22 protein-coding genes and 1 pseudogene are annotated in these 25,627 nt (G+C 60.8%); 9 read left to right on the top strand and 14 right to left on the bottom strand.

Annotated elements, in window-relative coordinates:
* Positions 1-55: 55 nt before the first annotated feature.
* Genes gnd through AACU78_RS02975 form a run of 3 tightly spaced genes read left to right on the top strand, consistent with a single transcriptional unit; the run spans position 56 to position 3,380 of the window.
* Positions 56-1,039, top strand: coding sequence for a phosphogluconate dehydrogenase (NAD(+)-dependent, decarboxylating) (gnd, locus tag AACU78_RS02965; RefSeq protein WP_106579743.1), 984 nt, complete (start codon positions 56-58; stop codon positions 1,037-1,039).
* Complete coding sequence (gene zwf / locus AACU78_RS02970) at positions 1,036-2,559, top strand: glucose-6-phosphate dehydrogenase (RefSeq protein WP_106579744.1); 1,524 nt, start codon at positions 1,036-1,038, stop codon at positions 2,557-2,559. Before gnd ends, zwf begins: the two co-directional genes overlap by 4 nt.
* Positions 2,556-3,380 (top strand): HAD family hydrolase, encoded by an 825-nt coding sequence (locus tag AACU78_RS02975; RefSeq protein ID WP_106579745.1) that lies wholly within the window; start codon positions 2,556-2,558, stop codon positions 3,378-3,380. The genes zwf and AACU78_RS02975 overlap by 4 nt, the downstream gene beginning before the upstream one ends.
* 84 nt (positions 3,381-3,464) lie before the next feature.
* Here AACU78_RS02975 and AACU78_RS02980 read toward each other — a convergent pair whose 3' ends face one another.
* Positions 3,465-3,725, bottom strand: a complete 261-nt coding sequence (locus AACU78_RS02980) for a hypothetical protein (protein WP_106579746.1) — start codon at positions 3,723-3,725, stop codon at positions 3,465-3,467.
* A 343-nt stretch (positions 3,726-4,068) separates the two neighbouring features.
* Here AACU78_RS02980 and AACU78_RS02985 point away from each other — a divergent pair, with 343 nt between their 5' ends.
* Positions 4,069-5,394 (top strand): sigma-54 dependent transcriptional regulator, encoded by a 1,326-nt coding sequence (locus AACU78_RS02985; protein WP_106579747.1) that lies wholly within the window; start codon positions 4,069-4,071, stop codon positions 5,392-5,394.
* Between the two features lie 61 nt (positions 5,395-5,455).
* On the opposite strand, the gene AACU78_RS02990 is transcribed toward AACU78_RS02985, so the two are convergent.
* From AACU78_RS02990 to AACU78_RS03020, 7 genes are all read right to left on the bottom strand, one after another.
* Positions 5,456-6,766, bottom strand: coding sequence for a transporter (locus tag AACU78_RS02990; RefSeq protein ID WP_106579748.1), 1,311 nt, complete (start codon positions 6,764-6,766; stop codon positions 5,456-5,458).
* A 49-nt stretch (positions 6,767-6,815) separates the two neighbouring features.
* Positions 6,816-7,565 carry a hypothetical protein gene (locus AACU78_RS02995; RefSeq protein ID WP_106579749.1) on the bottom strand — a complete coding sequence of 250 codons (750 nt, stop codon included), beginning with the start codon at positions 7,563-7,565 and terminating at the stop codon, positions 6,816-6,818.
* Between the two features lie 37 nt (positions 7,566-7,602).
* Positions 7,603-8,280 carry a C39 family peptidase gene (locus tag AACU78_RS03000; protein WP_106579750.1) on the bottom strand — a complete coding sequence of 226 codons (678 nt, stop codon included), beginning with the start codon at positions 8,278-8,280 and terminating at the stop codon, positions 7,603-7,605.
* A 62-nt stretch (positions 8,281-8,342) separates the two neighbouring features.
* The gene (locus AACU78_RS03005) at positions 8,343-9,038 is read right to left on the bottom strand and encodes a heme utilization protein (protein ID WP_106579751.1); all 696 of its coding nucleotides are present in this window, start codon (positions 9,036-9,038) and stop codon (positions 8,343-8,345) included.
* A gap of 66 nt (positions 9,039-9,104) precedes the next feature.
* The gene (locus AACU78_RS03010) at positions 9,105-9,668 is read right to left on the bottom strand and encodes an adhesin (RefSeq protein WP_106579752.1); all 564 of its coding nucleotides are present in this window, start codon (positions 9,666-9,668) and stop codon (positions 9,105-9,107) included.
* Positions 9,665-10,117 (bottom strand): hypothetical protein, encoded by a 453-nt coding sequence (locus tag AACU78_RS03015; protein ID WP_106579753.1) that lies wholly within the window; start codon positions 10,115-10,117, stop codon positions 9,665-9,667. The genes AACU78_RS03010 and AACU78_RS03015 overlap by 4 nt, the downstream gene beginning before the upstream one ends.
* Positions 10,118-10,432: 315 nt before the next feature.
* Complete coding sequence (locus AACU78_RS03020) at positions 10,433-11,428, bottom strand: FecR family protein (RefSeq protein WP_106579754.1); 996 nt, start codon at positions 11,426-11,428, stop codon at positions 10,433-10,435.
* 154 nt (positions 11,429-11,582) lie between these two features.
* Here AACU78_RS03020 and AACU78_RS03025 point away from each other — a divergent pair, with 154 nt between their 5' ends.
* Positions 11,583-11,852: a PepSY domain-containing protein gene (locus AACU78_RS03025; RefSeq protein ID WP_106579755.1), complete on the top strand. Its 270-nt coding sequence runs from the start codon at positions 11,583-11,585 to the stop codon at positions 11,850-11,852.
* Between the two features lie 19 nt (positions 11,853-11,871).
* Here the strand turns inward: AACU78_RS03025 and AACU78_RS03030 are convergent, their stop codons facing one another.
* Positions 11,872-17,028: a dermonecrotic toxin domain-containing protein gene (locus AACU78_RS03030; RefSeq protein ID WP_106579756.1), complete on the bottom strand. Its 5,157-nt coding sequence runs from the start codon at positions 17,026-17,028 to the stop codon at positions 11,872-11,874.
* Positions 17,029-17,197: 169 nt separating this feature from the next.
* On the opposite strand from AACU78_RS03030, the gene AACU78_RS03035 reads away from it, so the two are divergent.
* The gene (locus tag AACU78_RS03035; protein WP_106579757.1) at positions 17,198-18,235 is read left to right on the top strand and encodes an Ldh family oxidoreductase; all 1,038 of its coding nucleotides are present in this window, start codon (positions 17,198-17,200) and stop codon (positions 18,233-18,235) included.
* Positions 18,236-18,284: 49 nt separating this feature from the next.
* On the opposite strand, the gene AACU78_RS03040 is transcribed toward AACU78_RS03035, so the two are convergent.
* Positions 18,285-18,605 carry a DUF883 family protein gene (locus tag AACU78_RS03040; RefSeq protein ID WP_106579758.1) on the bottom strand — a complete coding sequence of 107 codons (321 nt, stop codon included), beginning with the start codon at positions 18,603-18,605 and terminating at the stop codon, positions 18,285-18,287.
* 163 nt (positions 18,606-18,768) lie between these two features.
* On the opposite strand from AACU78_RS03040, the gene AACU78_RS03045 reads away from it, so the two are divergent.
* Positions 18,769-19,023, top strand: a complete 255-nt coding sequence (locus AACU78_RS03045) for a hypothetical protein (protein WP_106579759.1) — start codon at positions 18,769-18,771, stop codon at positions 19,021-19,023.
* Here the strand turns inward: AACU78_RS03045 and AACU78_RS03050 are convergent.
* Positions 18,995-19,915, bottom strand: coding sequence for a LysR family transcriptional regulator (locus AACU78_RS03050; protein WP_106579776.1), 921 nt, complete (start codon positions 19,913-19,915; stop codon positions 18,995-18,997). The genes AACU78_RS03045 and AACU78_RS03050 overlap by 29 nt on opposite strands.
* Positions 19,916-20,006: 91 nt before the next feature.
* On the opposite strand from AACU78_RS03050, the gene AACU78_RS03055 reads away from it, so the two are divergent.
* Positions 20,007-20,933, top strand: a complete 927-nt coding sequence (locus AACU78_RS03055; protein WP_106579760.1) for a carbon-nitrogen hydrolase family protein — start codon at positions 20,007-20,009, stop codon at positions 20,931-20,933.
* A gap of 36 nt (positions 20,934-20,969) precedes the next feature.
* Here AACU78_RS03055 and AACU78_RS03060 read toward each other — a convergent pair.
* From AACU78_RS03060 to AACU78_RS03070, 3 genes and pseudogenes are all read right to left on the bottom strand, one after another.
* Positions 20,970-21,527 (bottom strand): annotated as a pseudogene (locus tag AACU78_RS03060) (GNAT family N-acetyltransferase).
* Positions 21,527-21,988, bottom strand: coding sequence for an LEA type 2 family protein (locus AACU78_RS03065; RefSeq protein ID WP_106579761.1), 462 nt, complete (start codon positions 21,986-21,988; stop codon positions 21,527-21,529). The pseudogene AACU78_RS03060 and the gene AACU78_RS03065 overlap by 1 nt, the downstream one beginning before the upstream one ends.
* Positions 21,989-22,000: 12 nt before the next feature.
* Positions 22,001-23,428 (bottom strand): nucleobase:cation symporter-2 family protein, encoded by a 1,428-nt coding sequence (locus AACU78_RS03070; protein WP_106579762.1) that lies wholly within the window; start codon positions 23,426-23,428, stop codon positions 22,001-22,003.
* Between the two features lie 232 nt (positions 23,429-23,660).
* Here AACU78_RS03070 and AACU78_RS03075 point away from each other — a divergent pair, with 232 nt between their 5' ends.
* Positions 23,661-25,286 (top strand): methyl-accepting chemotaxis protein, encoded by a 1,626-nt coding sequence (locus AACU78_RS03075; protein ID WP_106579763.1) that lies wholly within the window; start codon positions 23,661-23,663, stop codon positions 25,284-25,286.
* The last annotated feature ends 341 nt before the right edge of the window (positions 25,287-25,627 follow it).

Genomic DNA, 25,627 nt, shown 5'->3' on the forward strand with positions numbered 1-25,627 from the left:
TCATTGCGCTATAAACTATGTCACACATTTATTTGGCAGTTAGGAGCATCAGCACATGCAACTGGGGATTATCGGACTAGGCCGCATGGGCGGTAACATTGCGCGGCGCCTGATGCTCAATGGGCATACCACCGTTGTATACGACCGTAACGAAGCCTTCGTCAAAGGCTTGAGCGAGGAGGGCGCCACAGGCGTTGCCGACTTGAAGGCCTTGGTCGCAGGGCTGCAAAAGCCTCGCGCCATCTGGGTCATGCTGCCTGCAGGCGACCCGACCGAAAACACCATCAATGAACTCAGTGAGCTGCTTGAAGACGGTGACGTGATCATCGACGGCGGCAACACCAACTATAAAGACGACGTACGTCGTGCTAAAGCCCTGTCGGAAAAAGGCCTGCACTACGTCGACGTCGGCACCTCCGGCGGCGTCTGGGGCCTGGAGCGTGGCTACTGCATGATGATCGGTGGCGACGCCGAGACCGTGCAGCGCCTCGATCCGATCTTCGCCAGCCTGGCCCCGGGCCTGGGTAATATCCCTCGCACCAAGGACCGTTCCGCCTCGGCTGACAGCCGCGCCGAGCATGGCTATATCCATGCGGGTCCAGCGGGCTCCGGGCACTTTGTGAAGATGATTCACAACGGCATCGAGTACGGGATGATGCAGGCCTTTGCCGAAGGCTTCGACATCCTCAAGACTAAAAATTCGGAAAACCTGCCGGAAGATCAGCGCTTTGATCTCAACGTTGCTGACATCGCCGAAGTCTGGCGCCGTGGCAGCGTGGTCTCGTCCTGGTTGCTGGACCTGACCGCCGACGCGCTGGCCACCGATCCCAAGCTTGACGGCTACTCAGGTTCCGTGGCCGACAGTGGCGAAGGCCGTTGGACCATCGAAGCGGCCATGGAGCAAGCGGTGCCGGTACCGGTGCTGTCCACCTCGTTGTTCGCTCGCTTCCGTTCCCGTCGGCAGAGCACCTACGGTGACAAAATGCTGTCTGCCATGCGCTTCGGCTTTGGCGGCCATGTGGAGACTTCCAAAAAATGACCGCTAACGGCAAGAAACCCAAGGCCGAACCCGCTCCGCCCACCACGCTGTTTCTGTTTGGCGCCCATGGCGACCTGGTCAAGCGCCTGCTCATGCCGGCGCTGTACAACCTGAGTCGTGACGGGCTGCTGGGCGAAGGCCTGCGCATTGTGGGCGTTGATCACAACGCCATCAGCGATGCCGACTTCGCCAAGAAACTCGAGGACTTCATCCGCACCGAGGCCGCAAGCAAGGTCAAGGGCAATGGCGAAAACGCCCTCGACCCAGAGTTGTGGGCTCAGTTGGCCAAGGGCATCAGCTACGTCGAGGGCGATTTCCTCGACGACAGCACCTACGCCGACATCGGCAAGAAGATCGCTGACAGCGGCACCGGTAATGCGGTGTTCTACCTGGCGACTGCGCCGCGCTTCTTCAGTGAAGTGGTGCAGCGCCTGGGCAGCGCCGGCTTGCTCAACGAAACCGACGATGGCTTCCGTCGTGTTGTGATCGAGAAACCGTTTGGTTCCGACCTCGCCACCGCCGAAGCGCTGAACGCATGCCTGCTCAAGGTGATGAGCGAGAAGCAGATCTACCGCATCGACCATTACCTGGGTAAGGAAACGGTGCAGAACATTCTGATCAGCCGTTTCTCCAACGTGCTCTTTGAAGCGTTCTGGAACAATCATTACATCGACCACGTGCAAATCACCGCGGCCGAGACCGTCGGCGTGGAAACCCGCGGAAACTTCTTTGAAAAAACCGGCACCCTGCGCGACATGGTGCCCAATCACCTGTTCCAGTTGCTCGCAATGGTAGCCATGGAGCCGCCGGCAGCGTTTGGTGCCGATGCGGTGCGTGGTGAAAAGGCCAAGGTCGTCGGCGCTATCCGGCCGTGGTCGTTGGAAGATGCGCGGGCCAACTCGGTACGCGGCCAGTACACCGCTGGCGAGATCGCCGGCAAGGCGCTTCCCGGCTACCGCGAAGAAGCCAACGTCGCGCCCGACAGCAGCACCGAGACGTTCGTCGCCCTCAAGGTGATGATCGACAACTGGCGCTGGGTCGGCGTGCCGTTCTACTTGCGCACCGGCAAGCGCATGAGCATTCGCGACACCGAAATCGTGATCTGCTTCAAGCACGCGCCTTACGCGCAGTTCCGCGATACCGAAGTGGATGAGCTCAAGCCCACCTACCTTAAAATCCAGATCCAGCCCAATGAAGGCATGTGGTTCGACCTGCTGGCCAAAAAGCCTGGGCCCACCCTGGAGATGGCCAATATCGAATTGGGTTTTGACTACAAGGACTTTTTCGAGATGCAACCGTCGACGGGTTACGAAACCCTGATCTACGACTGCATGACCGGTGACCAGACCCTGTTCCAGCGCGCTGACAACATCGAAAACGGCTGGCGTGCGGTGCAGCCGTTCCTTGACGCCTGGAAAGAGGACGGTGGCATCCAGGCCTATAAGGCCGGTGAAGATGGCCCGGCAGCGGCCGATGCCTTGCTGGCCCGCGATGGCCGTACCTGGCATAGCCTGGGATGAATGATGCCGCGATCCATCCCATCCGATTTGTCCTGAGCGATATGGACGGGACGCTGCTGCGTCCCGACCACACGCCCAGTCAGCGCACCATTGATACGGTGCGCGCCATGCGCGACGCCGGCGTGTTCTTCAGCCTGGCCAGCGGGCGGCCGCCCAAGGCCATGATGCAGATGATCGAAACGTTCGGCATCGACGTGCCGGTGGCAGGCTTTAACGGCGGCACGTTGATCAATCCCGATGGCAGCGTGCTGCTGGCCCATCACCTGCCGGCGGAGGCGGCGCTGGTCACATTGGCGCTGTTCTCCGGGCAACCGGGCGTGGAAGTCTGGCTGTTTGCCGACGGCGAATGGCTGCGGCGTGACCCGCCTGGGCCCATGGTGGCGGTTGAAGCTGCTGGCCTGGGGTATGGGCCACTGGTCGTGGAGAGTTTTGAGCCGTACCTGGATCGGGTCGACAAAATTGTCGCGGCCAGTCGCAACGCTGAGTTGCTGGTCGAGCTTGAAGCGCAGTTGCAGCCCAAGGTTCAGGGGCTGGCCCATGTGTCGCGTTCGCAACCAATTTACCTGGACGTGACGGCGATGCAGGCCAACAAGGGTGATGCCTTGAAAGCCCTGGCTGCGCACCTGGGTGTACCGCTGGAGCAGACGGCCGCCATTGGCGACGGCGGCAACGACCCGGCGATGTTTCACGTGGCCGGTTTGTCGATTGCCATGGGCCAGGCAGAAGAGGCCGTCAAACGTCAGGCCAGCGTCGTCACCGGCAGCAATGTCGAGGATGGTGCTGCACAAGCGTTAGAACGGTTTATTCTGGCGGCGCGATAAGCGCCGTCACGCGCAATGCGTATGCACTGAACTTCCGATCATTGTTTTTACTCCAGGGCAATGATCGGAAGTTGCTGTGTTGTCTTACTTGGGCATTGCCCAGGACTGCAACTTATAGCCATCTTTGTCGAGTTCGGCGCGGGCCTGCAACAACAGATCTTCCAACTGAGCCGGGTCGGTGTAGGCACTCGAGGACAGCTGTTTGCTGCCAATACGCGTGTTGGTGCGGTCGATGACGCTCAGGCTGAGGGCGCCATTGCCATCGTGCCAGGCCACGCACTGGAAGGGTTGGAAAGCACGGTCTGCGATCAAAAGAGCTTCGTTGATGCGGAGCGGGGCGTTCATGTGGGTCTTCTCTCTAATGCCCATTCAAGTGAGTGCCGTCGGTTGGGCGAGCCAGACGGCGAGTTACTTGTACTGATGCTCGATGGCGGGGTACGGGTCACATGCTAGAGCAAGAAATTTCAACTTTCCGTGATCAACGTCATGTAAGCGGCTGTTTTGAAAGCTGAATAACCGTTGCGGTGCACGGCACTCTTTTACCCGCAAACTTTCAGCGCTGGCTTTGTGCCAACACTTATAGCGAAATGGTACAAGGCGCGCGTCAATACCTTGCTAGTGTTAGCGCCAGACCTCACAAACCTTTGTTTCTAAATAACTTTAATAATATTGGCGCCAAGGAATAGTCATGGTTGTTACACCTGTCCAGCGTCGTCTGCTTGTGGTCGATCCGTGTGATGACTGTCACGGATTGCTGCCCGGTTTGCGCACCGCCGGATGGGAAGTCGACAGCTGTGCCCTTGGCACCGTCGGCGATCGGTCCTGCGATGTTGGCCTGCTGCGCTTGCAGCCCTATCACCTTGAGCGCCCGGAAGCGGTCAAGGAGTTGATCAGCCGCAGTGGCACCGAGTGGATCGCGGTGCTCAGCCAGGACGTTTTGCGCCTGCAAAATGTCGGAGATTTCGTCTGCGAGTGGTTTTTCGACTTCCACACCTTGCCGTTTGACGTGGCGCGCGTGCAGGTCACGCTGGGGCGTGCGTTCGGCATGGCCCGTTTGCGTGGCAAAGGCCATACGCTGATCGATGAGCCCGAGCATGAATTGCTGGGTGACAGCCGGCCGATTCGTGAATTGCGCAAGCTTTTGGCCAAGTTGGCACCGACGGAATCGCCCGTGTTGATTCGCGGTGACAGCGGCACCGGTAAAGAGCTGGTGGCCAAGACCCTGCACCGCAAGTCCCAGCGCCACGCCAAGCCATTTGTGGCCATCAACTGCGGTGCAATTCCCGAACACCTGATTCAGTCCGAACTGTTCGGCCATGAAAAAGGTGCGTTTACCGGCGCACACCAGCGCAAGGTCGGACGCATCGAGGCGGCTCACGGAGGCACGCTGTTTCTGGATGAAATCGGTGATTTGCCGATGGAGCTGCAAGCCAACCTCTTGCGCTTTTTGCAAGAGAAGCAAATCGAACGTGTCGGCGGCAGCCAACCCATCCCTGTGGATGTGCGGGTATTGGCGGCAACCCACGTCGACCTGGAAACCGCGGTTGAGAAGGGCACCTTTCGTGAAGACCTGTATTACCGCCTGAATGTGCTGCAGGTGGTCACCGCGCCCTTGCGTGAGCGCCACGGCGATGTAGCCATGCTGGCCAACCACTTTTCACGCTTCTACAGTCAGGAAACCGGGCGCCGCCCGCGCAGCTTCAGCGAGGATGCGCTGGTAGCCATGGGGCAGCACCCTTGGCCGGGCAACGTGCGCGAGTTGGCCAATCGCGTGCGCCGCGGCCTGGTGCTGGCCGAAGGGCGGCAGATCGAAGCGGCGGACCTGGGTTTGCTGGGCGAGCAGGCAATTGCGCCACCGATGGCTACACTGGAAGATTACAAGCACCGTGCCGAACGCCAGGCGCTGTGCGATGTGCTCAATCGGCACAGCGACAACCTGAGTGTCGCAGCCCGTGTGCTGGGGGTTTCCCGGCCGACGTTCTACCGATTGCTGCACAAGCACCAGATCCGCTAGGGCGGGTAAAACGAAAGCCCCGCAACGACCCTCATCGTTGCGGGGCTTTTCCTTGCGCGGCTTAAAAGTAGTACGGGAATTTCAAGCTGAACGTAAAGTCCGGCGCATCGTCCGTCATGCCGATCGACAGGTTCGGCACGATGGTCAGGTTTTCCGACGCGGCGATGGTCATGCCCACGTTGAAGTAACCGGCGTTGGCATCGCTGGACACCACCGACTGCCAGTCCTGGCCGTTTTGCTTGATCTTGCTTTTGCGCTGCACCAGGTCCGACACGGAAAACGACATGCTCATTTTTTCGTTGAGGGCGAAGGCGACCCCCAGGCCAAGTTGGAAGCTGTCGCCCAGGCTGATTTTGCCGGGGATTTTCTGGTTGACGTTAGGGCTGATATCGCCGAATGACTCCTCGAAGTTATGCGTATACGACAGCGAGCCGAACAGCACCGCTGGATCGAAGGTTTTCACCAGGGAGATGCCTGGCGTTACCGACCACACACCGTTACCCGTCGGCAGGCTTTCCGGCACGGCCAGGTTATTGTTATTGACTTGCTCGATCAGCTTGATGCCGTAGGGCTCCTGGCCGGTCGGGGCTTTGACGCGCACTGACACCACGGCATCCGGCAGGTTGGCGCTTTCATCCAGAAACTTGTAAGCAATGCCGAAGTTGACATCGCCGATGGTTGGGTCTCGGGTCACCGACGCTTCGGACGTGGCGTTGGAGTCGCCGTTGGCGCCGCCCGACTGATAGGTCGACTCGCGGTACACCACCGGCACGTTCAAGTCGAACTGCCAGCGGTTGTCCAGGTTGTAGCGCCCGGTCAGGTCCAGGGTCCAACTGTCGGATTTGATTCGGTCCAGGTTAATGTTGCCGAGGAAGATCGAGTCCAGGGCCAAAAAGCCGTTGAGGGAAAGCTGGCGGGCATCGTAGCGGGCATAGGTAAGGCCGGTTTCGAAGCTGAACTTGCCATTACCGAAGAAGCCGCTGGCTTCGTTGTACAGGTTGCTCACGCTTTGTGCCGGGGCCGAATCGTCCTTGAGACTTTGCCCGTAGGAACTGCCGCCGCCGGCGCCACCCGAGGCAGCCGCCGCACCTGTGCCAGGCGTATGACCGGCCACGGTGGTGCCACCTTTCTGGAAGTCGGCGGGGGATTTGGCCAAGCGTTTGGGGGCGGGAGTTGCGGGTTGGTCTTCTACTTGTCGTACGCGTTGTTCCAGTACGGCCAGTGCTTTTTGCTGCACTTCATAGCGTTGTTTGAGTTCCAGCAGTTCCTGTTTCAAACCCTCAATGTCGGCATCGGGTGCGGCGTATAGCATTGATGCGGGCAAGAGCGTACTCAAGCAAACCACGGCACGTAACGATAGCGATCGATGCATGAAATAAGCCGTCCCTTTCTAATGCGTAAGTGTCGTGGCTCAGCGTAGTTCAATAACCGGAGGGGCGTAGGCCTTTGAGTTGATCAAGATTAAGGTTCTGCGTGAGGTTGTTCAGACCGTTGTTGCCCAGCACCACATTCAGTTGGGTCATGTTGTTCACAAAGTTGCTGTTGCCTTGAATGACCGTGCCCTGCAGGACGTTGCCGCCACCAATTTGCTGCACCACATTGCCCTGATTGTTACTGGCCTGAAGCGCCATTTGCAGCCCGCCGTTATTGGCCGTGACCGTCACCTGGCCAGCAGCGGTGCCGCCGGTGATCGGCTGGCCAGCCATCAGCGCTTGCCCTGATTGCACGTAGTTGGCAGGCGCCAGGCCGTTTCGGCTGACGTTGATGTCCACGCCGTTGCTGGCGGTGTTGCCGTCGCCCGCCGCGCGCACGCTTTGCGTCACGCCCTGGCCCGTGCCCAGGCCTGCGCCGCCGATGACCGTGCCGGTGCCTTGGGGTTGCTTGGCGATGCCGGTGCCATCATTGCCGGTCACCTGCACATAAAACTGAGGGGTCACGGTGGCTGAGCTGACCTGCATATTGGCCGTGCCAGTGACGGTTGCACCGGCGGCATTGGTCCAGGTGCTGCTCATCACGATCCCGAAGCTGATAATCCGCCCCGGCATGACATAACGGCCACGCAGCTCGGCCATTTCCGAGTCCTTGAGTTCGATCGGCTTGAACGCCGAGGAAGCATAAGCAGGTACTGAGGCTGCCAGGCACATGACCGTCAGCCAGCGTCGAGTGTTCATCGTGTGCTCCTGGAGCGTCCTGCTCCTTATTGCGCTTCTAGAAGAAGTCGCTCTGGATAAAACCGAAGTCCATCAATTCACTGTCACGTACGGGGCTGAATTCGTTCAGCTGGCTCTTGGCGGTCAGTGGGTTGGGCGGCGTGAGCAGGGCGTTGGCCTTGTCGTAGCCCTCGCCGATAACCGCGAACACAATGCCGTTCCAGCCTTTGACGAAATCGTCTTTGGCATAACGCTTGTTACCCAGCACGGGGTCGCCGATGTACACCCAGTCCTTGTCGGCCCGCTGCAACACCACGAAGTGCTTGTAGCCACGAATATCCAGCAACACCACCACCGGCACTTTTACGGTGATCAGTACTTGCGGGGTGATCCGGTAGCCCTTGGCGCGCATGTGGATGCTTTCCAGGTAGCGCTTCATGTCCAGCATCGAGAAGCCCTGGGTGCGTACGAGGTTCTGGTCGGCGTTGACCAGCATGCCCTTGATGACGTGGTCTTCATCCACGTCCATCCAATAGGCTTGGCGCAGGATGGTCGCCAGTGCGGCCGCGCCGCAGCTGAAATCGGTTTTCTGTTCCACCAGGTTGGCGAACTTGCGCTCGCGGATGCTCTCGACCTTCTTGTAGACCACCGCGCCGTTAGGCATGACCACTGCCATTTGCGCCGCCCAGGTCGGGCCGGTGAGTGCCAGCAGCAGAAGGAGGGCTCCGAAGCGCATGATCGTAGGACCTGTTGGACACTGGAAATAAAAAGGGCCTTGTTGCCAAGGCCCTGTCTGCATCAGAAGCGAGTGATTGCGACGTTGTTCTGACCTTGGTTGTTGCTGCCCGACAGAACGTTGGAGTTCGACACCCCGGAGCTGAAGTTCATCGAGTTGTTCACGCTGGCGTTGTTGACCACCGGTTTGCTGCTCCAGCCGTGGCCGCTGCTCAGGTTCTGCGTCAGGTTACCCGACACGTCCTGCACGCCGGCGACGGTTGCGGCGCCGCTGTCGCCGTTACCCGAGGCGATTGCCACGCTGCTGCTGCCCTGGTTGGAGGCGCCCGATGCGGCGTTCAATTGAATCACGCCCGAAGCGTGGTTACCGCTGTCGTTGAGGGACGCGTTGTTTTTGGTGCCGCTGTTGACCACCAGGTTGCCGGTGTTCGACTGTGCGGTGCCGGTGCTGGCGAATACGAAGTCGGCGTCGCCGGATACGATGGCGACATCGTTTTTGCCTTGGTTGTTGTCGCCGCTCAGCACGTTGCCGTTGGCCACGCCGCTGATGTTGTTGTACGAGTCATTCGCCGAAGCGTTGTTCTTGGTTTTGTCATTGAGCACCACGTTGCCGTGGTTGCTTTGACCGTCTTGGGTGGTCGCCGCTGCGGTCGTTGGCGCAGGCTGTGGATGATGGTTGGGTTGACCCGCTTGAGCAGCAACAGCCATGAGCGCAGCGAGAGCGAAAGCCAGTGGTTTGAGGGCCATTGTAGTTTTCATGGTGTATCTCCTTGCTTCTATTAGTTGGTTAAGTGTTGGTACGTTCCAGCTACCGACTCAGCTCCATCAGTTGAGTCGTAAGTTCAGGGTGTTAGCCACTCGGTTCCCCACCCCGGCGCTCTGGTTGACCTGTACCACTCCACGGCTGCCGGTGAAGGCCTGGTCGCTGGTCACGACCTGGCGGCTGCCAGTGGTAGAGGTCAATCCTGAGTCGGTTGCAAGCGCAACGTTCTGTTGCGACATGACGCTGTCGTCGATGCTCTGCGGGCCAGCGCTGACGCTGATTCGCACGGCATTGATCATCTGGTTCTGGGCCCCGGCCGACTGATTGACACTCAGTGCACCGTTGCCATTGCTGAAAGCGTTGCCCTGGATCGTCGTCCTGGCGTTCAGCGCGCGGTCGGCCGCGGCGCCGCTGATTTTTTGCGTGACGGTCACCGTTGCCTGGGCGTTGTGGCCTACAGCGATCGCGACGTTGTTGCTCAACTGTTGCTGATCGCCTGCGGCCTGGTTGATCGAGACCACGCCGTTGTACTGCGTACCCGAGTTATCAATGCTGGCGTTGTTGTTGCTGTCGGCCATCGCCGCTGTGCAACCGAGCGCCGCCAGTAGCATCCAGGTGCGATTCATTTCATCGCCCCCCCGACCATGCCGCCGATGTTGTTCAGCGGTGCGAGGCCGCTGGATATCGCGCCGTTGACCGTGCCCGAAATGCCGCCGCCACTGTGGCCGGCCGCGCTGCTGGCGCCCAGGCCTGGACCGTTGCCGATCGTGTTCAAACCAGTGATGTCGCCATTGGGCATGATGCTGCGAGTAATGCTTGAGCCGCTGCTGATGCGCCCAATGTCGTTGTCGCTGAGTTCATTGGTGGAGGCGCGCAGCACTTGTGCCGACGGGTTGGCATTGACGGTGTTGGGGTAGGGGTCGACGCCGCGTGAGCGACCGATGACATACGGTTGAACCTGGCGCTCGATCACGATCACGCCGTCACCTGCCGCGAGCACTGGAAGGCTTGTGCCGGCACTCAATACGCAGCTGATCAGCAGGAGGCTCAGTGAGCCTGGAGTGTGTGTGTCCACGGCAGTGTTCCTTATTCTTCGCGCTGACCCTAAACAGCGCTGTAAGGGAGAGAGCAGAACGCGTGCCGCTTTTTATTTGTTTTTCAAATTCAGAGGGTTGGGGTTAAAGCCGGGCGAAGTGATGGCCGTGCTGTATCAGCGTTGAGACAGTGGCCCTGTGGCCGGGCATGTACGGCCCCGCCTCAAGCTTGTCTCATGGCTGTAACAGTCGGTGTGACAGAACGGTGAATCCGCTCAGCACGGGCGGTTCAGGGCAGGGAAGTGTTTCAAAAATGGACACTCAGGGCGCAAGCGAGCCCGTTCGTGCAAAGCGCATCAGCCTTTGGGGGCTTTACGGGGTATCGAATTGAGCACGGGGTTGCCGTCCTGGTTTTGGGTCAGGTAGACCGGCAAAACCCTGGGCAGGGAGGGGACGAGGTTGTTGACCTCGTTGATGTTGTAAATGCCGCCGATGCGAATGGTCCCGGTGGTGGTGTCTGCCAGCATCACGGGCTTATTCAGGTAGCGGTTGATCAGCGGCAATGCATCGGCCAGCGCCAGGTTGTCGAGCACCAGTTTGCCCTGGCGCCAGGCAAGCGCGGAGTCATTGGCGCTGATCGCGGCGATTTGCGGCGTGGCATCGCCTGTGTGGTAACTCGCCTGCATGCCCGGAGTCAGCGGCACGCTGCCATGCACGGCGTCGCTGGCGATCTGTACCGAGCCTTCAAGCAGCGTTACCCGCACCAGGTCTTCGTATTTCCAGACGTTGAATTGCGTGCCCGTGACCCGCACCTGGCCGTCGCCAGCGCGCACGATGAAGGGATGATGGCTGTCGTGAGCGACCTTGAAAAACGCCTCGCCCTTTTTCAAGGTGGCCCGGCGTTCGTCCTTGTAATGGCTGTAGACCAGCTCGGTGCCCAGGTTCAGCTCCACCTGGCTGCCATCGCCGAGGGTGACCTTGCGCAAGCCCTGGGTGGCTTCGAAGTGTTCATACGAGCTGGGCAACCAGCCCGCTTCCCAGCCCGTGAGGGCGGCCAGCGGCAAGGCCGCCAGGCACACGGCGGCCGCAACGGCGTAGGCGCGCAGCCGTCTGCGCGGCTTGAACGCCAGCACCGCTGGCGCCGGCTCGCTGCGTGGCAGGTGATCGGCCACATCCCAGATTTCTAGCATGGCTGCGTATTCGAAGGCGTGCAGGGGATGGGCGTCGTGCCAATCTGCAAAAGCCTGACGCTCGCCTGCCGTGCAGTCATCGGCATGCAAGCGCATGCACCAATGCGCGGCGGCGTCGGTGATGGCGTCATATTCGGCTTCTGAAAGGGACTTTTCGCTCATTAACTCATCCTGATTTCGCACATTCTAACCTCCCGAGGCGGATGGCGAGAACAGCCATCATGGCGATTGCACATCAATTGGAACTTATTCTCGTTTGGGAACATCAGAAAAACAGAGGACATGAGTCCGTCATTCCCCCCAATGGAGTACGAAAATGCTGAAGAAAACCTTAGTCGCCCTGTGTGCAACCACCGCGCTGCTCAGCGCTGGCGCAGCCCTGGCGGATAAACCGGGTGCGGGCTGGATCACCATCGAGAAAGCCATTGAAACCGCCAAGGCCAAGGCCGGGTATGTCGAAGTCTACAGCGCCGAAGCCGATGACAAAGGCTACTGGGAAGTCAAAGGGCGCAAGTCCGATGGCGTCGTCTATGAAGCGCGCATTGATGGCGCTTCGGGCAATATCCTGCGTGACCAGAAAGACTGACGTCCCGCCGGGAGCCTGCTCAGGCTCCCGCATCCAGCGCTCGGCCCAATTGGCAGATCAAGTAAGTCACCGAGTCGGCATTGGCCAGAATGGTATCGATGCGTTTGTCCGGGTCGCTCATGAAGATCGCCCGGGCATCGTTGAGCGTGCGCGCACCGGTGGTGTTCAACACTTTATTCTTCAAGGCTCGGGTCGAGGCACGGTCACCGAAATCCTCCCATTGCTCGCTGAACACATCCCAGGTCTTGAACAGCATCGTCGCCGGCGTCAAGGTTGACAGCGCTGTGTCGCGCAGGTGAGCAAGGTCCATCAACATCACCGGCGCGCCGCTGACCTGCACATTGATCAGGTCTGTGAACGGTCGCATGGTGTCCAGGTAGGCCAGATCTTCGGTCGCGGAGATCAGGTGCGTTATCTCGTGAATCAACGTCGTCGCGCGTGCGTGCGCCGAAATGTCGAACGGCGCGATCAAGCGGTTTTGATAGATGTCCATGCGCGGGTCGAAGAACCGGTCCAGCAGGTAGATCTTCTTGTCGGCATCGTTGGGCAAGACGAACGCGAAGGTGTCGTGCGGGCTGTACCGGTGGATGCCGCTGACAAAGCGCGTCGAATCGGGGGCGGTCAGGGTGGGGTTGACCAGTTCACCGAGCACTTCGTCGACTCGCCGTTCAACCCTGTGCACCTGTTCAGCGGTCAGTGTGATGACGCCGAACAACTCACTTAAAAAACGTCCGACCCGACTGTTCGGGACTCTTTGCACGGCAAAGTTGACGATGTTGCGCTTGCAGGTGACCGCATAGTAGGTCGCGACATTGAGCGCTTCATCGATACAGCGCGCCTTCCAGCTGGACAGCGCGGCGATTTCCCGCAACCCCACGGCCTCGATATTGATGGCTTCCCGCTCGGCTGCACGGGTGGAAAGCCTGCCTGCGTAGCGGCTCAAGGTTTTACCAAAGCGTGGGTGATGCCGGTCGAGGTCCAGCACCCACTCGCCCAGCGCGTTGCGCTGCAAATATGGGCCGTGCTGTACACCGTTGCTGATGCGCCAGTGCTCACCGGCTTTTTTCACCGGGTAGACTTTGCCGGCCAGCGGCACCAGGCTGAGAGCGCCGAGGTCATCGTGGTACACGTGGCTGTAGGCGCTTTTTGTCAGGTCGGCCAGGGCCATGTCGTGGTGTTCGAAGGTTTGCAGTTGCGTACGCAGCGGCGCTGTCAGGTCTTGCTCCGCCAGGCTGGTCGCGGTGGGGGCAGGAGCCTTGAGCCAATGCTCCAGCGTCGGTTGCTCCGCGGGTGTTGGCACATCGGGCAAAACCCTGTCCAGGCTTGTGCGCAAGGTGGCCATTTCGGCCACGCCTAATGCAAAGGTTTTCAAGGCGTGCGCCCAGCGCTGTTGCTGCAAGTCTTCGGCCGACAGTTTGAACAGTTTGTAGCTGCGCCACACCACCAGCGGGTACGTGAGTTTGCCCGCCATCAGTTGCAGGGTTTTGGGGATTTTGCTGGTCAGCAGGCTGATGATCGCCTCCCACTGTGTTTTGCCCGAGGGCGTGAACTGGCAGCTCAGCATTCGGTTCAGCATCTCGCTGTTGTCCGCAAACAGACGGTTGAGCAGGTGACCGCGGATGGGCGATGAGCCCAGGCGAATCTCCGCGTTCTGCTGACGCCCTTGTGGCTGCAGCAGATGGCGGTAAGTCGCCTGATGGGCCGTTTCCAGCTGTCCCACGATCCACTCCTGCAAGGCGCCGGGCGTACTGAACTCAGTGAGCAGGGCGGCTTCGTTCGCGTATTCCCTCAATACATGGTGGGGGCTGTAGGGCGCGTACAGCACCACAGGGCCGGAAGCCTTGCCGTGCGGGCCGATCAGGTAGCAACCCAAAGCCTTGACCAGGGCTGCACCCTCGGTGGCCATCAGTTCCAGCGGGCGAATGGTTGCCGTCACACCGCGCACGGTGGCGCGAGCCACGGCGTCGGGCATATCCAACACTTGGCGGATAAAGCTCCAGGCCGAGCCGGACAGCCGCCCATCCAGTTTTTGTTCATGGGCGTATTGCAGCAGTTGCCAGGGCAACTGCTGACAGAACAGGTGACGGCGCTGGCGCGTGTCTTCGGTTTGACCGCCCAGGTGAGTGGTCAGCAATGGTTGGTAGAGGCTTTTCAAGTCCAGCTGCCGAACCAGTTGCACCACGGCATGACCATCCAGCGTGGACGGCAGCGCGGTGGCAGTGCGTGAGGTCGGGCGGATCTGCTCGGCGCGCAACGCGGGCAGGTGCCGCAGGGCGAAATCCGTCAGCGTTTGAATGCTGCCTTCGCGTTCGATACGCGCAGGAATCAGGATGTTGTCCGGGTTGACCACCTGCCCGGGAAAGCGCGCATTGAGCAGGGTTGAAAGCGTGCTCATGACCTGTTCGCGCAGGGGCGTGATGCTGTGCAGATAGTCACGCTCGTCCGGCGCACTGAGGCGATATTGTTCCAGCAGTTCGGCGTGCAGGATCTGCTCTGACGGCTGCGCCATGCCCAGCCATACCGGCAGCGCCTGCTGGTTGACCAGGGCGCGGGTAAGCGTGACAGCCCTTTCCAGGTTGGACGGCGGCGCCCGCCGAATCAGCGCGTCCATGCAGTCCTGAAAGCGTTGTACGCCCACTGTCATCGACAGCAGGTGATCCACCTCGCCCGACAGGAACTGGCTGTAGGACTGTTGACGGTTGTTGAGCAAATGATCGTCGATGCGTTGCATCGGGCCCAATTGAAGACGTTGATGAGGCACACGCCTGGAGGCCGGCAAGTTTTCGACAAGGGGCAGGCGCGCCCGCTCATCCTGCAAGCGTTGCCCCACTGCGTCGCGCAAGGCCTTGATCGAATCAAACGCCTCATAGCCGCGACTCACCGTCCAGAGCAGCGCCGCACCGGAATGAAGAACGTCCAGGCCGCCGCGTTCCGACAGCACAAAACAATTGGCCAGAGGCTGCAGCGCGTTCTGCGTGCCGACCTTCAAGGTCAAGCCATAGGCATCCGGTATAAAGCCGTTCAGGCCGTGGCGCGTCAGCCTGTCCATGCTGTCGGCATTGAGCACGCTGCCCAGCAGCCCGAGATGAGCCGGCGGCAGGGTCTTGGACAAGCGCCTCAGCTCAGCTTCGCCACTGAGGCCTTGAAACATCGCCTGGCTAAGATGCGTAGGGTGAGTGTCCGGCAGCAGGTGCGGCAGCGCGCGCAAGCCTTGCGTAAACGTGCTCAGCACCCGCTCGATGACCGCGTTGAACGTGGCCACGGTCAAACTGGGCACTTGGTGGGCGATGCCTTTGCGCCGCTGGTAAAACCCGCTCCGGCTGGAGCCGGTCAAGGCACTGGCCTGCCGGGCGAGGCGCGCGATGAAGTGTTCAACCATGTTCAACGAGGCCTGCGGTGGCCGCTCTTCGCGCTCCAGTGCCGTGGTGGCGTAGGTGTTGATCTCAATAGCGTCGCCACTCAGCGGCAGGTGCCTGCTGGCCAACTCTGCCTCCAGGGCGTGGGCTGCCAGCGCGCGAAGGGGCCTGTATTGACTGCGTTCAAGCACCAGCGCGGCATCGACCGCCTGCAGCCGCTGCAAGTGCGCCCTGGCCTTTTCCGCGATGACCGTGCTGGGCTGTCCACTGCCCGTGGTGATGGGGTGAACGCTCCAGCGGCCGTCGGTTTCCTGCTCCATCAGCCGGCTGTCGAGCAGGGTGCGTACGTCCAGCGCACTGTCGAGCAGAGCGGCCAGGTCGATACTGCCCGCGCCTTGCCGATAGAGGCCCAGCGCATGCTCCAGGTTGTTGAACTGTTTGGCCGCGATATCCTCGATCATCTCCTCGAAGACGTTGCCGACCACGCGATGGCCCGTGACGTGCAACGGGTCCAGACCGACAAACAGATTGCGCTCATCCAGGGAGACGACGTTAAGCAGCTCATCTTCATGCCCGGCGGTCCTGAGCATGACCCGCAGCGTGTCGTTAAAGTCATTCAAGTCCTTGAGCACCTGCAGACCGCGCGACTGGGTGTAGAGATAGGCGTGGGTATAGCTGATCAGCAAGGTGCTGGCCAGTTCCACCGTCTGATGATAGGGCGCTTGAATACGCACTTTTTCCACGCTCAGGGTGCTGGCGTAGGCGGTGCGGGCGGCCTGGTCCGAGAGAAACAGGGCGCGCAGCGCCTGGCTTTCTTCAGTGCTCAGGATCGTATTCTGGTGTTTGAACAACAGGTCGGCGCGAAACTTGTCACTCATCACCCGGGCAAAAAACCGCAGGCGTGATTGCCCACCGTCGAAGTCTTCGTTCCAGTAGGTCTGGAGCAGGCTGTGCAACAGCTTTGAAAGGAGACCGCTGGTTTGTTCGACGAGGCTGTCCCAGCGTTGTTGGTCTTCGGCCAATTGCGCCTCGGTAAACGCGCGGGTGTCATGGCTGATGTTGAAGAACGTGTGTGTCTGCCCCGAGGGCCAGGCTTGCTTGACGTAAAACTGCAGCAGCGCATCGCGCAGTGGCATCGAGTCGACCCAGCGACGGTCCGCTGCCGCCGAGGCCTGGCTGAAAAAATTAACCCGCGTATCGCTCTGCGTGAGGCCGGGAAAGCAGGAGCGGGCCATGATGGCGAGCAATGTGTCGAGCATCCAACCCAAGCTGGGGAGCTTGCGTAACTGGTCGAGCATCGCGGTCACATTTTTTTGTTGGCCGACCAGGATGGCCTGCTCCTGGTCTTCCATGACCGCGCCCGGGATGGCGGCGGTGCTCACCGTCATGTACAGATTGACCGGCAGTGCATCACGCTCGCCGATGGATACAAACTGCATCAGCTCTTCGCGCTTGGCCGGATGCGCCAGGCGTTCCTGCACCTCAATGAGCAGGTCGGCGCGGCTGTCGAACAGCTCAAGGCCGCCATAGGGGCTGTAGAGCACGGCCTTACTGGCATCGGGTGTGGGGCTCATCATAAACGCCCCGGCCAGCACAACGGCGGGCTTGCCCCCAGCGTTGGCCAACAGCCTTTCCACCTTCATCGGGTAGCCGTGCACCGCCTCATTCTGGCGCGCTGCATCGGTGGCGTAGTAGAGCGTGTGCAGCCAATCAAGGTCCTTGACCGAAAACCCCAGCGCGCGCTCTCGCGCTGACGGGGTTTTGCGTTTGACGGTCTGTAGGAACTCATCGAAAAAGTACGGTGGTGTCACTTGCGTCATGGGGCGCTCTCCTTTCACGCGGCGGTCATCAAGCGCCAAAGTAGGAGGTCGCGCAGCACGCTGGGCGGTAGATAACGCAAGCGCCCGTTGACAGCAGGCACAGGAGGCGTTGTTTAATCGGCGGTCTGGATTCTTGTTGTCTCTTCCAATTATAAAATCGGAGCTACAGATGTCTGCCCAGTCCCCGCTCGTTGACAGTCCTGCAGCATTCATCGGTTTCGATGACCTGGTGGGATTGCTGCACGCGATATTCGTCAAGCACGGCACCTCACCGCAGGTTGCCTCGATCCTGGCGCGCAATTGCGCCAGCGCCGAGCGCGACGGTGCGCACAGCCACGGCATTTTCCGTATCCCCGGTTACCTCAGCACGCTGGCCAGCGGGTGGGTCGACGGCAAGGCCACGCCCGTGGTCACGGATGTGGCGTCCGGCTTCGTGCGGGTGGACGCCGGCAACGGGTTCGCCCAGCCGGCCCTTGAAGCGGCGCGCGCGCTGTTGGTAGACAAAGCTCGCAGCGCCGGCATCGCACTGCTGGCGATTCATAACTCTCATCACTTTGCCGCGCTGTGGCCGGATGTCGAGCCCTTCGCCGAAGAAGGGCTGGTGGCGTTGAGCGTGGTCAACAGCATGACTTGCGTGGTGCCGCATGGCGCCGACCGGCCATTGTTCGGCACCAACCCCATCGCCTTCGCCGCACCGCGTGCCGACGGCTCGCCCATCGTCTTCGACCTGGCCACCAGCGCCATTGCCCACGGCGACGTGCAGATTGCCGCGCGCAAGGGCGAGCGCTTGCCGCCGGGCATGGGCGTTGACAGCCTCGGCCAGCCGACCCAGGACCCCAAAGCCGTGCTCGAAGGCGGCGCGCTGTTGCCCTTTGGCGGGCACAAGGGCTCGGCCTTGTCGATGATGGTCGAGTTGCTGGCGGCGGCGTTGACGGGAGGCAATTTCTCGTTTGAATTCAACTGGGCCGATCATCCGGGCGCGCGTACACCCTGGACCGGGCAATTGCTGATCGTCATCGACCCGAGCAAGACGGCCGGGCAAAACTTCGCCGAACGCAGCCAGGAACTGGTGCGGCAGATGCATGCGGCGGGGTTGCGGCGGTTACCGGGGGATCGACGTCACCGCACACGGGCGAAGTCGCAGCAACAAGGTATTGAGCTGGACGCGCGCGAGCTGGCGCGCTTGCAGGCCTTGCTGGAAACGTAAAAAAGGGGCTGCGCCAACGGCGCAGCCCCCATGCATCAAGTACGGTGTATCAGTTACGGCGACCCAGCAACAACCCCACCACCAGGCCAAAGCCTGCAGAGATGGCCACGGTCTGCCATGGATGGCCGCCGATGTAGGTTTCGGTCGCGTCGACCACCGGCTTGCTGCGCTCGCGCACGTTGGACACCGACTCCAGCGCTTGCTTGAGTTTGATGGCAACCTGTTCGCGCAGGGTTTCGCCTTCTTCGCCTACCAGGGAGGCGCTGCTCTTGAGCAGTTTGTCCGACTCTTCGATCAACGCCGTCAGTTCACTGAAAGCTTGATCCTTGATTTGATCTTCGACAGCTTGGGCAGCAGATTTGCGGGCCATTGTGTGACTCCTTGCAGGTGAATGTGACAGTGAACAATGGAGTGTCAGGCGGCGGCAAAAGTTGCAGTTTTTTTGCCGGGGCCTGTTTTTGGGCAAAATCCGAATCAGGATATTTCGACCTACAGTGTAAGATGTCGTCTATTTGTGCAGCAGGTAATTCCACATGAGCTTCAATCTCGCCAACAAAACCCTCGCCGAACGCGCCGAGCTGGAAGATGAAAAGTCACGCCTCTACGACCTGTGGCAGGCCAACCTGGGCAAGGCCAAGGGCGAAGCGGCGCGCTTGTTCGGCGAGCGCGCCAAGCGCAAGGGCAAGTGGGCTGAATGGGTGCGCGCAGAACTCGACGGCATGTCGCCGCCGGAGTTTTCCAATATGGTGCGCAGCGAAGTCAACAAGCTGATGGCCGCGGCGAAATAAAGCACGCCACAATCGCCTCGCGCACCTTGAGCAACAGCGGATCAAGCTGCGCCTGGGTGCGCCAGCCCAGCTCTACCGGGTAAACCGGCAGCGCCAACGGGCAGGGCAGTACACGCAAGCCGGTCATGTGCGCGATGGCCTGGGCCGCATGGCCGGGAATCGTCGCCACCGCCGTGCTGCCTTTGAGCAGAAACGGCAGCGCGGCAAAGTGGCTGGTGGACGCGCACACCTGGCGGCTCAACCCTTGCGCCGCCAACCCTTCATCAGTGATCCCGATAAAACCGCCCGACGACACCAGCACGTGCTCGCGCGCGACGAACTCATCCAGGCTGATAGCGTGCTGGCTGGGTGCCAGGCTGTCCGGGTCGACCAGGCAGCGGTAATCCCCTTCGCCCACTACCTGTCGACTCAGCCTGCGTTCGGCAAACCCGCCCGCGGTGATCGCCAGGTCCAGGCTACGGTCAAGCAGGGCCGCGGCGACGATCTGGCTGTGGGTCTGGCGGAAGATCACTCGCAGCTTGGGCGCACAATCGGCGATGGCCTCCATCAACCGACGGGCGTAAGCAATTTCGAAGTCATCGGATAAACCCAGGACCACTGAGCGCCCTTGGTAGTCGAGATTGTCCGGATGGACCATGGCCAGGCTTTGTCGGCAGCGGTCCAGCGCTTCGCTGATCACCGGTTTGAGCTGATTGGCGCGCAACGTCGGTGCCAGGCCGCGGCCGGTGCGCACAAATAATGGGTCGCCATACACGTCGCGCAAACGTCGCAGGCCTGCGCTGATCGCCGACTGGGTAACGCCCAGGCGCAACGCGGCGCGGCTGGCACTGGAATCGTCGTGCAGGGCTTCGAAGGTTTTCAGCAGGTTCAGGTCAACCTGGGCGATATTCATTTGGCTCATATCATTCAGCATTGAAGTGGGCTTTATTCATGATCACGGCTGATCGGAGAATGGGCAACCCCCCTTATTTGGAGTGATCGTGATGCCCCTTTCTACCGTGGCTGCCTTGCAAATCGGTGCCTTGCCAGAAGGCAAAGCGCAAACCCTGGCGCAAATCCTGAGCTATGAGCACGAGATTCTGCGCAGCGGTGCGCAATTGGTGGTGATGCCTGAGGCCTTGCTGGGCGGCTATCCCAAGGGCGAAAGCTTCGGCACGCAGCTGGGTTATCGCTTGCCGGAGGGGCGCGAAGCCTTTGCCCGTTATTTTGCCAACGCCATCGACGTGCCGGGCGTCGAGACGCAAGCGCTGGCCGGGTTGTCTGCCCGCACCGGTGCCAGCCTGGTAATCGGCGTGATCGAGCGCAGTGCCAGCACGTTATATTGCACGGTGCTGTATTTCGAGCCGAACGGCGGGCTGGTTGCCAAGCACCGCAAACTGATGCCCACCGGCACCGAACGGCTGATCTGGGGCACGGGCGATGGTTCGACCTTGCCGGTGATCGACACCGCTGTAGGCCGGATCGGTGGGGCGGTGTGCTGGGAAAACATGATGCCGCTGCTGCGCACCGCGATGTACGCCAAGGGCGTGGACGTGTGGTGCGCGCCGACCGTGGACGAACGCGAAATGTGGCAGGTGAGCATGCGCCATGTTGCCCATGAAGGGCGCTGCTTTGTGGTCAGCGCCTGCCAGGTGCAGGCCTCGCCTGCGGCGCTCGGCGTGCAAGTGGCCAATTGGCCGTCAGACCGTGCGTTGATCGCGGGCGGCAGTGTGATTATCGGGCCGATGGGCGATGTTCTGGCCGGGCCGTTGGTGGGAGAGGTCGGGTTATTGACCGCGCAGATCAATACCGAGGACCTCGTCCGGGCACGTTATGACTATGACGTGGTGGGGCATTACGCGCGGCCGGATGTGTTTGAGCTGGTCGTGGATGAGCGCGCCAAACCAGGCGTGCGCACCCTCACCGAGTGAAGCCGGTCAAGCCGTAGGCGCCGGCAAGCCTGGCGCCTACGGCGTGGCAGGTAGCGTGTTGAGCCACTCTTCGCGGGTTATTTCCCAAATGTCGCGCGCGAAGGTGCCTTCCACAAACCGACCTTCCTGCGACCTGATCAAGCGCATGCCGGTGCGCTCGGATATCCGCCGCGAGCCAATATTGGGCGCGGCCTTGGGCACACGTAGCACGGGGCGCTTGAGTACCTCGAACCAGTACTCGGTCACCGCCGCGCTGGCTTCAGTCATCAAGCCCTGGCCTTGCCATTGCGGGCCCAGCCAGAAGCCGCGGTTATCGTCCGGTTCGTCCATCAGGCTGATAGTGCCGATCAACTGCTCAGGTGCAGTTTTGAGGCGGATCGACCAATGCCACTGCTCGCCCCGTGCCATGGCCGGCAAGGCGACCTATTCCAGGTAGCAACGCGCGCCATCGGCCGGGTAGGGCCAAGGCACTGCGGCGTTGAGGTAGCGCACCACGTCCCAATGCGCAAACTGCTGCTGGATGGCCTCGGCATCCGCAAGCACCAGCGGGCGCAGGATCAGTCGTGGGGTCAACAGTACCGGTTGGCGGGCCATCACCAGGTCGCCGTGTTCGGCAGGTCCAGCGTGCCGCGCTCGACAAAGCGCTGGGTGCCAAACAGGCCACCCGCCAGTTTGCCGCGCAACACATAGGGCAGGTTGTTCAAGCTTTGGGTCTGGCTCAGGCCCAGGGTCTGGCGCAATACGGAAAACGCCGAAACGCTCACCGGCACACTCAGCACGGCTTCAGAAAACCGTGGGATCGAGCCGGACTGGTCACTGACCCCGGACGCCAACGGTCGGCCATTGACGTCCAGATCCAGGGCTACGCCGCTGTAGTCGATCGCCGTTTCATTCGGGTTTTGCACCCGCAGTTTCACGGCAAATCGTACTTCCAGGTCCTGGCTTTGCAGCGGCTCGATGCCGACCACGCTGATGTTGACCGGGTCGCGATTGGGGAACAGCGCACAGGCGCTCAAGGTCAGCAGCAGTAACGATAGAACCATGAGCTTGCGCATTCAAAAGTGCTCCTATTTCGTGACGTCCGGGTCCTGCATGACCTTGAGGGTAGAGGACTCCGGATCAAATTCATCTTCTTCCAGCTCTATGAACTCTTCGGGCAGGAAAATGTTCAGCACGATTGCACAGAACGCGCCCACCGTGATCGGCGACTCGAAGATGTTGTGCAGCGCCTTGGGCAGGTCGCGCAGCACTTCCGGCACGGCGGCCACACCCAGGCCCATGCCCAGGGAAATCGCCACGATCAGCACATTGCGCCGGTGCAGTCCGGCCTCGGCAAGAATCTTGATCCCGGCCACGGCCACGGTGCCGAACATGATCAGGGTGGCGCCGCCGAGCACCGGCTTGGGCATCAGTTGCAGCACCGCACCGATCATCGGGAACAGCCCCAGCAGCACCAGCAGGCCGGCGATGAAGTACGCCACGTAGCGGCTGGCCACGCCGGTCAACTGGATCACTCCGTTATTCTGCGCGAAGGTCACCATCGGCAGGCTATTGAAGGTGGCGGCCATGGCCGAGTTGAGGCCGTCGGCCAGCAGGCCCGACTTGATGCGTTTGATATACAGCGGGCCTTTGACCGGTTGTTGCGAAATCATCGAGTTGGCAGTCAAGTCGCCAGCGGCTTCCAAAGGCGAAATCAGGAAGATCACCGCCACCGGGATAAACGCCACCCAATCAAACGAGAAACCGTACTTGAACGGCACCGGCACGCTGATCAGCGGCACTTGAGGCAGGGCTGCCAGATCGACCCGGCCCATCCACCAGGCCACCACAAAACCCAGCGTCAGGCCGATCACGATCGAACCCAGGCGCAGGAACGGGTTGCTGAACCGATTGAGGACCACAATAGTCAGCAGCACCAGCGCCGCCAGGCCCATGTTGCCGGCCGCGCCCAAATCGCTGGAGCCGTAACCGCCGGCCATGTCGGTGACCGCCACTTTGATCAGCGACAAGCCCATCAACGTAATGATGGTGCCGGTCACCACCGGGGTGATCAGCTTGCGCAACTTGCCGATGAACTGGCTCAGCACCACTTCGATAAAGGCTGCGAAAAAGCAGATACCAAAGAGCGTCGAGAGAATTTCATCGGTGCCGCCGCCTCGGGCCTTGACCATAAAGCCGGCGCTGAGAATCACGCTGATAAACGAAAAGCTGGTGCCCTGCAGGCACAACAGGCCCGAACCGATCGGGCCGAACGTGCGCGCCTGCACAAACGTGCCGAGCCCGGACACGAACAGCGCCATGCTCACCAGGTACGGCACTTCGCTTTCAAGGCCCAACACGCCGCCGACGATCAAGGTGGGGGTGATGATGCCGACGAAACTGGCGAGCACATGTTGCAGTGCGGCAAAAATCGCCGCCGTAAAGTGCGGGCGATCTTCCAGGCCGTAGATCAGGTCGGATTTATAGCGGGGGCGAGGGGTTTGAGTGTCAGACAAAATACAGGCCCGTTAGGGAAAGGGGCGCGCAGGATGCCAGAAAGTGCCGGCCGTCAGAAGTGTGTAAAAATATTTCGAAACATCCTGCATTAAATCCCGACACCTGCCGATACCGTATTCAAGCCCACCCAACTCTTATAACAGTGGTGCCCAAAGATCAGAGCGGTGCGTTGGCGCCGACTGATCGTGTCGCGGCAGGGACGCTCGCCCACTATCTCTCGAGAGCAGCCCTATGTCCCTTCGTAATCTGAATATTGCCCCGCGCGCGTTCCTCGGTTTTGCGTTCATTGCGTTGCTGGTCGTGATCCTTGGCGTATTTGCCGTCAACCGCATGACACAGATTCGCCAGTCTTCCCTGGACATGGGGACTAACCAGTTACCCAGCGTGAAATTTCTCGGCAACATGACGGAAAACGTCCTGCGCTTGCGCATCTTGTCGTTCCGGATATTGATCAACCGTGAGCCCGCCGCCCTTGAGGAAGCCAAGACCCGCGTAGCGGTGTTGGTCGACAAGGTCAAGCAGGCCCAGAGTGCTTACGCGGTCATGCCGGCAGGTCCGGAAGAGGCGGCGCTTTACAAAACCTTCGCCGCGACCCTCGACAATTACTTCGCGGCGCAGGCCGAGATGATGTCGCTGTCGCAGCAGAACAAAGTCGACGAAATGCGCAGCCTCATCAATACGCGGATCAAGGACGGTACGGATCTGATGGGCGAACAGCTGAACAAACTGATCGCGATCAACAGCGCCGATGCCGACCAGGCCGGGCGGGATGCTGAAGGCAGCTACCAACAGGCCGTCAGCGGCATCATCATCGTTTCGGTGGTGGCGGCGTTGATGACGGTGTTACTCGCCTGGCTGCTGACCCGCAGCATCGTTGCGCCGCTGCGCAAAGCGGTGCAAGTGGCCGAAACCATCGCCAGCGGTAACCTGACCACGCTCGTCGAAGATGATGGCAAGGATGAACCGGCCCGTCTGCTTGGCGCTTTGTCTGCGATGCAGACCAACCTGCGCCAGACCATCCAGCACATCGCCGGTTCGGCCACGCAACTGGCCTCTGCTGCCGAAGAATTGAGCGCGGTCACCGAGGAAGCCTCCAGAGGCCTGCAACAACAGAACAACGAAATCGACCAGGCCGCCACCGCCGTCAACGAAATGACCGCCGCCGTGGAAGAGGTGGCGCGCAATGCGGTATCCACCTCCGAAGCGTCCGGCCAGTCCAACCAGGCGGCGCGCGAAGGCCGTGATCGGGTAGTGGAAACGGTCGGTGCGATTCAGACCATGACTCAGGACGTGCAAACCACCTCGGTGATGATCGAAGGCCTGGCCACGCAGGGCCGTGACATCGGCAAGGTGCTGGACGTGATCCGCGCGATTGCCGAACAGACCAACCTGCTGGCGCTCAACGCAGCGATTGAGGCAGCCCGCGCCGGTGAAGCCGGGCGTGGCTTTGCGGTGGTGGCCGATGAAGTGCGGGCGCTGGCGCATCGCACCGCGCAGTCGACCCAGGAAATCGAGAAAATGGTCGCCGGCATTCAGACGGGCACCGGCGAAGCGGTGCAGTCGATGCAACAAAGCAATCAGCGCACCCAGAGCACCCTGGAAATGGCCCGTGCCGCCGGTGTGGCGCTGGAGCAGATTACGCAGTCGATCAGTTTGATCAACGAGCGCAACCTGGTCATCGCCAGTGCTTCTGAAGAGCAGGCCCAAGTGTCGCGTGAGGTGGACCGCAACCTGGTCAACATCCGCGACCTGGCGACTCAGTCGGCAGCCGGCGCCAACCAGACCAGCGCCGCCAGCCACGAGCTGTCGCGCCTGGCGGTGGATTTGAACGCGATGGTGGCGCGTTTCGTGATCTGATGATCGAAGAGCGTTGGGTGTGTGTTGCGCCCTGTTTTCGCTCAGATTTCGCAACCACCCAGGCACCGACCTGAGGGGAGCAAGCACAAGCAGAGCGGCTTTACCGTGAGAGCGGGCTTGCCTGCGATGCAGGCACCTCGGTCCATCAGGTACACCGGGTTGATCCCATCGCAGGCAAGCCAACTCCCACCTTTGACCGAGTACAAACGAGCAGCACCCATCTACCTGATGCACTGCGATCCAACTGTGGGAGCGGGCTTGCTCGCGAAGGCGGTGGTTCAGTCAGCTCATGTGTCACTCACACACCGCTTCGCGAGCAAGCCCGCTCCCACAAGTTGACC

The organism is Pseudomonas sp. R9.37, assembly GCF_963878885.1.
GTDB lineage: Bacteria > Pseudomonadota > Gammaproteobacteria > Pseudomonadales > Pseudomonadaceae > Aquipseudomonas.

Bases quoted from the DNA above. Each gene is read 5' to 3' on its own strand.
- AACU78_RS02975 (WP_106579745.1), top strand. From the start codon at position 2,556: ATGAATGATGCCGCGATCCATCCCATCCGATTTGTCCTGAGCGATATG.
- gnd (WP_106579743.1), top strand. From the start codon at position 56: ATGCAACTGGGGATTATCGGACTAGGCCGCATGGGCGGTAACATTGCG.
- AACU78_RS03035 (WP_106579757.1), top strand. From the start codon at position 17,198: ATGTCTGCCCAGTCCCCGCTCGTTGACAGTCCTGCAGCATTCATCGGT.
- zwf (WP_106579744.1), top strand. From the start codon at position 1,036: ATGACCGCTAACGGCAAGAAACCCAAGGCCGAACCCGCTCCGCCCACC.
- AACU78_RS02985 (WP_106579747.1), top strand. From the start codon at position 4,069: ATGGTTGTTACACCTGTCCAGCGTCGTCTGCTTGTGGTCGATCCGTGT.
- AACU78_RS03010 (WP_106579752.1), bottom strand. From the start codon at position 9,668: ATGAATCGCACCTGGATGCTACTGGCGGCGCTCGGTTGCACAGCGGCG.
- AACU78_RS03040 (WP_106579758.1), bottom strand. From the start codon at position 18,605: ATGGCCCGCAAATCTGCTGCCCAAGCTGTCGAAGATCAAATCAAGGAT.
- AACU78_RS03005 (WP_106579751.1), bottom strand. From the start codon at position 9,038: ATGAAAACTACAATGGCCCTCAAACCACTGGCTTTCGCTCTCGCTGCG.
- AACU78_RS03050 (WP_106579776.1), bottom strand. From the start codon at position 19,915: ATGAATATCGCCCAGGTTGACCTGAACCTGCTGAAAACCTTCGAAGCC.
- AACU78_RS03020 (WP_106579754.1), bottom strand. From the start codon at position 11,428: ATGAGCGAAAAGTCCCTTTCAGAAGCCGAATATGACGCCATCACCGAC.
- AACU78_RS03030 (WP_106579756.1), bottom strand. From the start codon at position 17,028: ATGACGCAAGTGACACCACCGTACTTTTTCGATGAGTTCCTACAGACC.
- AACU78_RS03025 (WP_106579755.1), top strand. From the start codon at position 11,583: ATGCTGAAGAAAACCTTAGTCGCCCTGTGTGCAACCACCGCGCTGCTC.
- AACU78_RS02980 (WP_106579746.1), bottom strand. From the start codon at position 3,725: ATGAACGCCCCGCTCCGCATCAACGAAGCTCTTTTGATCGCAGACCGT.
- AACU78_RS03075 (WP_106579763.1), top strand. From the start codon at position 23,661: ATGTCCCTTCGTAATCTGAATATTGCCCCGCGCGCGTTCCTCGGTTTT.
- AACU78_RS02990 (WP_106579748.1), bottom strand. From the start codon at position 6,766: ATGCATCGATCGCTATCGTTACGTGCCGTGGTTTGCTTGAGTACGCTC.
- AACU78_RS03000 (WP_106579750.1), bottom strand. From the start codon at position 8,280: ATGCGCTTCGGAGCCCTCCTTCTGCTGCTGGCACTCACCGGCCCGACC.
- AACU78_RS03065 (WP_106579761.1), bottom strand. From the start codon at position 21,988: ATGCGCAAGCTCATGGTTCTATCGTTACTGCTGCTGACCTTGAGCGCC.
- AACU78_RS02995 (WP_106579749.1), bottom strand. From the start codon at position 7,565: ATGAACACTCGACGCTGGCTGACGGTCATGTGCCTGGCAGCCTCAGTA.
- AACU78_RS03045 (WP_106579759.1), top strand. From the start codon at position 18,769: ATGAGCTTCAATCTCGCCAACAAAACCCTCGCCGAACGCGCCGAGCTG.
- AACU78_RS03055 (WP_106579760.1), top strand. From the start codon at position 20,007: ATGCCCCTTTCTACCGTGGCTGCCTTGCAAATCGGTGCCTTGCCAGAA.